Source organism: Thiorhodococcus mannitoliphagus (assembly GCF_010915725.1).
Taxonomy (GTDB): Bacteria; Pseudomonadota; Gammaproteobacteria; order Chromatiales; family Chromatiaceae; genus Thiorhodococcus; species Thiorhodococcus mannitoliphagus.
On the sequence record NZ_JAAIJR010000177.1, the window covers coordinates 1 to 9143 of the forward strand.

Annotated in this window: 5 protein-coding genes; 1 reads left to right on the forward strand and 4 read right to left on the reverse strand. The window is 63.6% G+C overall.

Annotated features, from left to right (window positions below; genetic code table 11):
- Nucleotides 1-139 precede the first annotated feature (139 nt).
- Nucleotides 140-1384 carry a YfiM family lipoprotein gene (locus tag G3480_RS23690; RefSeq protein ID WP_164656704.1) on the reverse strand — a complete coding sequence of 415 codons (1245 nt, stop codon included), beginning with the start codon at nucleotides 1382-1384 and terminating at the stop codon, nucleotides 140-142.
- Between the two features lie 251 nt (nucleotides 1385-1635).
- On the opposite strand from G3480_RS23690, the gene G3480_RS23695 reads away from it, so the two are divergent.
- On the forward strand, nucleotides 1636-2187 hold the full coding sequence (locus tag G3480_RS23695) for a gamma carbonic anhydrase family protein (protein ID WP_164656705.1): 552 nt from the start codon (nucleotides 1636-1638) through the stop codon (nucleotides 2185-2187).
- Nucleotides 2188-2210: 23 nt separating this feature from the next.
- Here G3480_RS23695 and G3480_RS23700 read toward each other — a convergent pair whose 3' ends face one another.
- From G3480_RS23700 to G3480_RS23710, 3 genes are all read right to left on the reverse strand, one after another.
- Complete coding sequence (locus G3480_RS23700) at nucleotides 2211-3107, reverse strand: transglutaminase family protein (protein ID WP_164656706.1); 897 nt, start codon at nucleotides 3105-3107, stop codon at nucleotides 2211-2213.
- Nucleotides 3108-3120: 13 nt separating this feature from the next.
- Nucleotides 3121-5709, reverse strand: coding sequence for a circularly permuted type 2 ATP-grasp protein (locus G3480_RS23705; RefSeq protein ID WP_164656707.1), 2589 nt, complete (start codon nucleotides 5707-5709; stop codon nucleotides 3121-3123).
- A 252-nt stretch (nucleotides 5710-5961) separates the two neighbouring features.
- The gene (locus G3480_RS23710; protein ID WP_240906018.1) at nucleotides 5962-8742 is read right to left on the reverse strand and encodes a bifunctional diguanylate cyclase/phosphodiesterase; all 2781 of its coding nucleotides are present in this window, start codon (nucleotides 8740-8742) and stop codon (nucleotides 5962-5964) included.
- Nucleotides 8743-9143: the final 401 nt, after the last annotated feature.

Here is a 9143-nt window from a genome sequence, read left to right on the forward strand (position 1 = left end):
AAATCCCCCTAGCCCCCCTTTGCGAAAGGGGGGAAGTTGTTGATGGACGCTTTCTAAGAGAATCTCGCGGAATGGCTTGAGCGACGACAGGCCCCAGCACCTGATGGCCGCCTTGTTCCGAGGAGCCTGTTAGCTTCAATCAGCCTGGGGATGGCCGAAAGAGCGGGCGGCTGTCGATACGCCGGTCGATGTGAAGGATCATGCGCTTGTAGGTTTGTGCGTCCGGATCGCCGAAGTCGGTTGCGAAGCTGCTGCGGCTCATGCCTTCCGGGAGCCCGTCGATCTTCGGCATGAAGTCATCCTCGCTCAGGCCGGCGCGGCCGAGTTGCTGCAGCCTGCGCGCGCTGGCGGCGTTTTCGGTGGCGAGTTTGGCGAAGCGGATTCCGGCGCGGTTGGCGGTCATATCGGCGAAGCTGAAGCCGCTGCCGCCGTCCGAGTCGGACAACTCCTTGTACCAGCCGATGACGTTGGAGAGTGCGTCGCTCCCCTCGATGGTCAAGGCTGCCGAGGTCATGAAGTGCTGACTGAGATCGCGGCGTCCACGCAATGTCACGGGGCGCGGGTGTGATGTTCGGCTGGAATCGTCGTCCGAGGGGGCGCGAATCCTCTTGCCATTGACGTAGGCGGTCAGGGCGATGATGAGGGTCCGATTGCTGTCAACCGGGTCTGCGCGGCGCTCGGCCGCAGCTGTGGCAAGCAACTCCGAGAGCAGTTTCGAGAGGGCGATCGGCTGACGTCTCGGCCAGTTTTGGGCGATGGCTTGGATCTGCGCCTGATAGCTCAGGACATCCGGCAGGTCGTCCTCGGCAACCAAGCTGCTGCCAAGGTGCTCCAGCAGATGCGGACGCCAGGCATAGCTGAGGCTGACGGCCTCGTCCTCGATCTCCAGCGACTGCACGACTTGGGCGCGCGCAACGGCGCCGATGGCTTGCTCCGCAAGCTTTTGAGCGAGGGCGGCTGGGATTGGGAGGCCGGCGACGCGTGCCGATTCGATTTTCAGCAGATTGGCGTCTTCGATCAGCTTGAGCCGGAGATTGAGGTAGGTCGCCACCTGGTCCAGTGGCAGCCGCAGTGACGCGGAGATCTCGGCCGCGCCGTCCTGCAGATCGAGCGTTGCGCGACCCTGCGCAGCGCGGTCGAGCAGCCCATTGAGCAGGAGGTTTGCCTCCTTCTCCGTTAGGGTGAGGCGATTGATGCCTTCCGAGCGGTTTGCGCTTGGTCGGTTGGTGGCGATCCAGGCTTTGACCCAAGCGCGCTCGGCCGATGTCAGCGCGATGTGCGGGATCTGCGGCCGGCTGTCCAAGGCGAGCAGGGCCGCGAGGCCGAGTACGATGACCAGGAGGGCGCTCAGCGTCCAGGATAGAAGCTTGATCAGTTGACGCATGATGTAGCCGCGTGGCCTGGTTTAGGGCTTGCTAGGAGCGGTTGAGACGTAAAGCGCACGAAGTTATTGTCCTGATGACAGCATTCACTCAGAGCCTGAAGGGCATCTGGCGAGATTCTAACGCCAACGCATGACCCATGGTTTGCGCGGTGCGTGCGCGCGGTCACAAAGGCTCAGGCTTGAACGCGATGCTCGAATTCGGCCGCCATCCTGGCGTGAGCGGCCACCTCGTTATCGGAAGTCGTTATCTTATGGCAAAACTCGAAGCCTTCGACGGCAAGGTCCCGCAAATTGCTGCGGATGCCTGGGCGCACCAGACTGCGGTTGTGATCGGTGATGTCACCCTTGGGGCGCGCTCGTCCGTTTGGCCCATGTGCGTGCTCAGGGGGGACATCCATCGCATCGAGATCGGCGCGGAGACCAACATCCAAGACGGCAGTATCCTCCACGTTTCCCATGACAGCCGCTTCATGCCGGGCGGCGCACCCCTCATCATTCATGACGCCGTGACCGTTGGGCACCAAGTGGTGCTGCACGGATGCGAGATCCAAGATCACTGCCTCGTCGGCATTGGCGCTCGGGTGCTCGACCGGGCGGTTCTCAAGCCGCGCACCATGCTGGGGGCGGGGGCGCTCGTGACACCCGGTCAAGTGCTCGAGGGTGGCTATCTTTGGCTCGGCGCGCCGGCACGCCGAGCACGGCCGCTGACGGATACTGAGCAGGAGTACCTCGACTATGTGGCCGCCAACTATGTGCGGCTCAGCGCAGGCTACCGCGCCGAGCGGGTCGGCGCGGCGCACTGAGTCTGCGGACCAGAGGCCGGCAGTCAGGCGGGCTCGTCCGGCGCCTCGGGCACGCGGTTCACATCGACAGCCACGCTCAGCCGATGGTCGCCGCCGCCATAGAAGATGCCGCGCACGGGGGTGACGTCCTGAAAGTCGCGTCCGATCGCCGTGGTGATGTGCTGCTCGGCGGGCATCTGGTCGTTGGTTGGATCGAAATCCACCCAGCCGAAGTCGGGAAGCAGCACCGAGAACCAGGCATGCGAGGCATCGCTACCCTGTAGTTTTTGCTGTCCGGGCGGGGGAAGGGTCTCAAGATAGCCGCTGACATAGCGCGCCGGGAGGCCGAGCCCGCGCAGTCCGGCGATGGCGATGTGCGCGAAATCCTGACAAACCCCGCGACGTTGCGCCATGACCTCGGCGACAGGCGTCGCGACGGTCGTCGAGGTCGGATCGTACTCGAACTCGTTGAAGATTCGGCTCATGAATTCAAGGGTGGCCTCAAGCAGCGGTCGGTCCCGGGTGAAGGAAACGGCTGCATAGGCCGTGGCTGTTGGTTCGAGCGGGATCTGCGCTGAGGGGAGGCTAAAGATGCGCGCGTCTGTCATCAAGCCATCGCCCTTGTCGTAGAGCCTTTGCGCGACATTCTCCCAGGGGGGTGTGCGATCGGGCTCGAGTGGCAGTTGGGCGTCGATCTCGACTTCGCTGACCGCGGTGACTTCCAGGACCTTGTGTGCCTGCTGGATCGAGAAATAGCTGACGCGATTGCCGAAGAAATCCTCGTGCTCGCGACTGACCGCGGGCCAGGGGTCGACCCGAACGCTGCAGGCGAGACAGCGCTGGGTGCGCGTTTGCAGCGGCTTGAGGTGGGCGAGGCTGTGACACAGAGAGACGGGTTCTGCGTACTCGTATCGGGTCACATGCTGGATCTGATATTTCATGAGATCTGATACTTCATGGCAGCGCTGGCTCGTTGCGACGCAGCAGGCTGTGCGGCTGCTCTTCGTGGCGGAAGTACTGTGCGGTGATGGCGTCTGAAACGGCCGCCATACCGTCGGAGAGATCGGTGAGCATCTTGGCCAAGGCGACGCGGCGCATCTCATCCGGGTCGACCTGGATGAGATGGTCGATCTCGGCCAGGCGAATCTCGGTCAAGCTGCGCAGCACCAGCTTATCGGTCAGTGTGCGGCCGACGGCAAGGTCGCCGCGTGGGAGTTCTACGGCCAGTTTCTGCAGCATGGCGATCTGATAGGCCAGGGCGCGCGGGTTGCCCTCGTCTCGGAAGACGAGATCGAGCAGGGCGCCGACGCGCGTGCCCCCCCGATAGCGTCTGCGGTAGGTGATGAGGCTGTCGGTAACCCCCAGGACGGCCTCGATGACCATGGTTTCGTCCTGCTCGCTCGACACGGGTACCAGGGTCGAGAGGAGCAAGCTGGCGACGGTTGAGCCGCGCTCGAGGCGGCGCCCGATCTCGAGGAAGTGCCAGCCTTCGTTGTGGGTCATGTTCTCCAGAGTCAGTCCGGAGAAGGCCACCAAGGCGGTGACCAAGGGATCAAGCTCATCGAGCGCCTGGGAGAGCTGCTGCGGCGGATGTTCCGCGAGGCTCGCTTGAAGGGACTCAATGTTGCCGATAACGCGCCAGGTGTCCGCGGACATGCGGTCGCGCACCGAATAGGCGGCTTGGCCGAGTGCCTGCAGCGTTTGCGGCAGGCTGCCCGGTCGAGTGCGGTCGGAGATCAAGGACAGCAGTTCGGGCACTGGATGACGCAGTCGCTCTTCCGCGCCTGCGCCGACAAAGCCTGGCAACGACTGCGTCTGGTTCGTCAGGGCTTCTAGCAGCGAGCGCAGACAGGAGGATGTTGCCTGTGAGAGCGGGAAATCACTGCGCTCGGCGTACTTGAAGATGGTGATACGCAGCAAGCGCACCAGACCTTCCGCGCGCTCCGCGTAGCGGCCGATCCAAAAGAGGTTGTCCGCGACGCGACTGGAGACGGCGCTCTCTTGCACGACCGCGGGCGTCATCAGCACATCGCCCGCTGGCATCAAGCTTTCCTGGCGCTCTGGCTCCGAGGCCAGCACCCAGACGTCCTTACCTAGTCCTCCGAGCTGACTGGAGACACCGAGATTCTCTTGGCTCAGCGCCAGGCGGCCGAGTCCACCGGGCATCACCGCATAGCTTTCCTCCTCGGCAATGAGGAAGGTGCGCAGAACGGTCGGACGCGGTTCGAGCCGCTGTCCGATGAGGGCGGGAGCTGTGGATGGGTGCACCCGTTCCTGCGCCACGTATTCGCCTGGTTGGCTCTGAATGGCCGCAATGAGCCGCTTGCGTGCCTCCGTCCCCATCGCCCCTGGCTCCAGGGGCGGGCGCCCGCGCGATGCGGACAGCGGCTTGATGATGAGGTGATCGAGATTCTCCAGGACCTGCGCGCGGGATTCCGCGTCGCCGCACCACCAAGTGGGGACGTGCGGCAGCGCGAGTTCCTCACCTAAGAGGTGCTGGCAGAGCTGCGGCAGAAAGGCCATGAGTGCGTCGTTCTCGAGCACGCCGCTGCCAAGCGCGTTGGCGAGCGCCACATTGCCCGCCCGAGTCGCTTGAACGAGGCCAGGAATGCCGAGCAGCGAGTCCTCGCGCAGTTCGAGTGGATCACACCAAATGTCGTCGACCCGGCGCAGGACGGCATCGATGCGCTCGAGTCGACCAAGGGTGCGCAGCCAGAGTGCGCCATCCCGCACCGAGAGATCGCCGCCCTGCACCAGCGTGTAGCCCAGGTAGTTGGCGAGATAGGCGTGCTCGAAGTAGGCCTCATTCTTCGGGCCTGGCGTCAGGACCACGACCCGCGAGTCATCGCCACGCTGCGGCGCAATGCGCGTCAAGGTGCGGCGCATGGAGCGGAAGAAACCGGCCAGACGATGAACGTGCGAGTCACGGAAGAGGCTGGGCAGCACGCGAGAGAGGACGACTCGATTCTCAAGTGCATAGCCGGCTCCGAGCGGGCTCTGCGTGCGGTCGCCGATGACTTGCCAGCGCCCATCGGGCAGCCGTGTCAGGTCGGCGGCATAGTGGACCAGGGGCTGGCCGCCCGAGATTTCGATGCCGTGGCATGGGATCAAATAGCCCGCACAGCCATCGATCAGCTCCGCTGGCAGCAGCTCCAGCCGGATGAGATCACGCGGACCGTAGAGGTCGAGCAAAATGAGATTGAAGAGTTCGGCGCGCTGAATCAGCCCGCGCTCCAACTCGGCCCATTCCTCGCTGCGAATCACCAATGGCAGCAGGTCCAGCTCCCAGGGGCGCGAAATGCCTTGGGGATCGCCGTGGAGATTGTAGGTGACCCCATTGTCACGAATGAGCCGGGAGGCTTCGCGCCAACGCTCTTCAATGCCTGCCGGACCCAGAGTCCGCAGCGCGTCGAGCAGGTACTGCCAATGGGGCCGAACTTCGCCATCGGCCGTGCGCATCTCGTCGAAGCAGTCCGCCAAGGGCACGTAGGCATCCACGAGACCGGGCTGGTCGGTGGCGGGTGCGAGGTCGGCTAACGGCATGGGTAAGGACCCCTTGTAAAGCGGACTGACGATTAGACACGCCAAGGCTAGGTGATTCAACCTGAAAGAAGCCTGCTGCGGCCAGCCTTGAGCGGCCAGCGCGGTTTGCGGGCAAGGCATTGGCCTCGCGCTGAGGCTCTCGGGAGGCCGTCCAGCCGCCCCATCTGGAGTTCAAGGGCTCGGCGCAGGATCGGGTGGACAGATTTTGGGTGCTCGCCCGGGGGGCTCGAGACGTTGCGCAGGTGCCTCTGCTCAGCTCTTGCGCTGCGGCGGTGGTTGGGGAGTCTTGCCTTTGGGACTCAGCCAGGTCGAGACCTGAGGCGCGGTCAAGGGTTCGCTGAACAGCTCGCCCTGGGCGCGCGCGCAGCCTAGATTCATGAGCTGGTACTTTTGCGCTTCGGTGCGAACGCCATCGGCGCGAACATCCAGCTCCAGAGATTGTGCCATTGCAATCAGGACCTCGACCACGGCAAGCTCATGGGCCGAGTCCGGTAGGGCTTCGACGAAGTTGGGATGGATCTTCAGTGTCTTGATCGGCAGTCGCTGCAGAATGGCGGGGGCCGTCCAGCCGATACCAACCTCCGTCAGCATGATGTCGACGCCAAGCTCGTTGAGTCCGCGAAAGACATCCATGATCTGCTCGCGATGCTTTATCAGCAGGCACTCGCTGAATTCCATGACCAGGTGCGAGGCGATTCGGGGGCTGTCCTCTAAGATGATGGCCATTTTGCGCACCAGATCCCCCTGGGTGAGTTGGCGCTCACAGATCTTGATGCCCTGGCTGAGGACTGGAAGGCCTTGGCGCAGCCAGTGCTTCAATTGGCGGCAGCTCTCTTCCAATGCCCAATCGCCGATCTCCGCTGTGAGGCCGATTTCGTCGGCCAGGGTTGTCACCTGCTCAGAGGAGACCCGCCCGAACTCCTGCTGCTCCCACTGCACGATTGCCTCGAGGTAGTCACAGACATCGGATCGCATGTCGACTCCCGGGCGATAGAGCAGCTTGAAGTCCCCCTGTGACAGTCCGCTGCGCAATAGCCCAAGGAGGCGACGGTGCTCCGCCCGGGCTGTGTCGGGCTCCGCCAGATAGATTTGAAAGGCGTTGCGGCTCTGCCGCTTGACCTGCCGCAGCGCGGATTCTGCCTTGGCCATCATGGATCCACAGCTCTCGGCAAGGTCGGCGCTGAGGGCGATCCCGATGCTGACGTTGACATGGAGGAGGTGGTTGCGCACCCAGATGGGCGCGCGCATCGCCTTGTGGAGGCGTTCTGCGATCTCCTTGACCTCCTCGACATCCTCGATGTCCTCGAAGAGGAAGGCGAATTGGTCGGCCCTCAGGCGGGCCAGCGTGTCAGCCGGGCGGATGGTGTCGCGCAGCTTGATGCCGACCGTGCGCAGCAGGTCGTCCCCGATGTGATGTCCGAGGCTGGAGTTGATGTGCGAGAAATGGTCTAGATCCAGCACGAAAACCGCGAGTGAGGAATCCTTACGCTCACCGAGTTCGAGGCCATGCTCTAGTCGGGACTCGAACAAGAGCCTGTTAGGGAGTTTGGTCAGCGCATCGTAGTGAATAACGTGCTCGGCGGGGCGGGTGGCCTCCGGAGCTGTGGCGCGTTCGGCGAAAACGCCGACAAAGTTGACCACTTTGCCGCGCGGGTCGTTGACCCGGCGAATGATGAGTCGCTGGCGGTAGACCTCGCCGTCTTTGCGGCGATTCCAGATGTTGCCTTGCCAGGAGCCTTGTCGCAGGATTCGGCGCCACATGTTGAAAAAGAAGCTGCGACTGTGCCATTGGGAGTTGAGCAGGCTGGGCTTTTGTCCCAGGATCTCGGATTCCGAATAGCCGGTGATCTGGGTGAAGGCCGAGTTCACCCGCACGATGATGCCGGAGGCGTCCGTGATGAGCACGCCTTCGGAGGTTGCCGAGTAGACGGCGGCGGACTGCAGGAGCCTGCGCTCCGCCTCGCGGATGTCGGTGACGTCGCGGGCGTTGATGACGATGCCCGTGACCTTGCCTTGCGCATCCTGGTGGGGGAACAGCCTGACCTCGAGGTCGAGCCGCGCTCCGTCCACACCGGATTCCTGCACGTCCTCGATAATGCTGCGACCCTCGTCGAGACAGTGCCCAAGGTTGCGGTAGAGCAGGGCGGCGAGCTGACTTTCTCCCCAGACTTCAATGAAGCTGCGGCCGATGATGCTGTTGCGCACCTGGTTCACGCCTTGCAGAAAGGCCTCGTTCGCCGCCTGGATCCGGCAGCCACGGTCGACGAAGGCGATGCGGTCCGGGTTCGCCGAGACGATGTCCGCGTATCGTTCCAAGGCCTGCTCGGCCAGTTGGCGATCCGTGATATCCAGAATGGCGCCGCAGATGCGGCCCGCGAGCCCGGAGTCGTTGGGATAGCGGCGCCCGGCACATTCGGCCCAACGCAGTCCGCCCTTGGCTGACAGGAATCTGAAACGAATGCGGAAGGACGCACCCCTGTTGCGCGCCTGCTCGAATGTCGACGCGACGAGGTCCCGATCCTGCGGATAGACGCATCTGAGGGCGCGCTCCAGGGTGAGTTCCTCTTCGGTGCTGATGCCCAGGCGTGCCAGCCAATCTCGCGGTGCGAGGATGCGACCAGTGTCGAGCTGCAACTCCCAGTTGGCGATCTGGGCGAGCGAAAGTGCCTCATCAATGCGCAGCACTTGCTGCAGGGCATGCTCGCGATCGAGCCGCTCCAGGATGACCGAAAGCTGCCCCTTCGAAGTCGCATCGAGTTCGCAAACTTTGGAGACCGCGACGCTTGCCGGCAGCGATCCGCCGCGAGCAGAGATGAACCTCAAATCGAGCTGGATGCTGAAGCGGTCGTCCGATCTTAGAAGCTCACCCAGAGCCTCCGTTTGCGCGGTGAGCAACAGACAATCGAACCGCCGTCCAATGATCTCGCTGTCCTTATAGCCCAGCAGGTCCAGAAAGACGGGATTCGCCGAGCTGACGGAGAGGTCGTGGTCAAGCATAAGCGCGGCCATGGGCAGCGCGGCGAGCAATGACATGAATTCGGGCTTGAGCAGACGAGTGTCGTAGATACGGCCTTAGGGAGATGCATCATCCCATGAAGGCCCTGAGTCCAGCCGTTGTCTGTGACAACGTCGAGAGCGGCAAGTATAGCGCGCGAATGCTTTGGTCGTGTACATCACTTGCGCGGCGGCGGCGCCAGGTGTGCTCGTCTCGGCCGATTTCGCTGACCGACGCGGATCACTCGTTGATGAGCCCAGCTGCAGACTCAGATCGGGGCAACGCACCCTTCAGGTCAAGCGCCGTGGGAGCGGCGCCCCGCCGTGGGGGGGGGGCCCCCCCCCCCGCGCGCGGGCCGGCGCGGCGGGGGCCCCGCCCCCCCCCCCCCCCCGGTTTGGAATAAAAGCGGCCAGAACAAAATAACCCCCCGTGGGGAAAG

Coding starts and splice junctions, on each gene's coding strand:
- G3480_RS23690 (WP_164656704.1), bottom strand. CDS start 1,384: ATGCGTCAACTGATCAAGCTTCTATCCTGGACGCTGAGCGCCCTCCTG.
- G3480_RS23695 (WP_164656705.1), top strand. CDS start 1,636: ATGGCAAAACTCGAAGCCTTCGACGGCAAGGTCCCGCAAATTGCTGCG.
- G3480_RS23700 (WP_164656706.1), bottom strand. CDS start 3,107: ATGAAATATCAGATCCAGCATGTGACCCGATACGAGTACGCAGAACCC.
- G3480_RS23705 (WP_164656707.1), bottom strand. CDS start 5,709: ATGCCGTTAGCCGACCTCGCACCCGCCACCGACCAGCCCGGTCTCGTG.
- G3480_RS23710 (WP_240906018.1), bottom strand. CDS start 8,742: ATGTCATTGCTCGCCGCGCTGCCCATGGCCGCGCTTATGCTTGACCAC.